The organism is Massilia sp. LMS1-1-1.1 (assembly GCF_040815535.1).
GTDB lineage: Bacteria > Pseudomonadota > Gammaproteobacteria > Burkholderiales > Burkholderiaceae_D > Janthinobacterium > Janthinobacterium aestuarii.
Genome location: NZ_JBFPNG010000020.1, coordinates 1 through 359 on the forward strand (window position 1 = coordinate 1; position 359 = coordinate 359).

Consider the following 359-nt stretch of genomic DNA (forward strand, 5'->3'; position numbering starts at 1 on the left):
CCCAGAGCCTTGAGCTCTTTGAAGGGTCGTTCGAGACCAGGACGTTGATAGGCTGGGTGTGGAAGTGCAGTAATGCATTAAGCTAACCAGTACTAATTGCCCGTACGGCTTGTCCCTATAACCTTAGTAGGTGCAGAGGATAAGACGGTACAACGTTGCGTGTGTGTTGATACTACCAGTCATTACCCCAATCTTTGCTTCTTCCAGATTCAGGCTTTGTCGCTCCACCGAGGACAAATGCCAGTACAAGTTATGCCTGATGACCATAGCAAGTTGGTCCCACCCCTTCCCATCCCGAACAGGACCGTGAAACAACTTTGCGCCGATGATAGTGCTGCAACCAGTGTGAAAGTAGGTTA

General features: G+C 49.6%; 2 rRNA genes. Both read left to right on the forward strand.

The window, feature by feature from the left end:
• Positions 1 to 117: ribosomal RNA gene (locus MRBLMS1_RS14975) — 23S ribosomal RNA — on the forward strand; the annotation flags it as partial.
• Between the two features lie 138 nt (positions 118 to 255).
• Positions 256 to 359 (forward strand): 5S ribosomal RNA (rrf, locus tag MRBLMS1_RS14980); the annotation flags it as partial.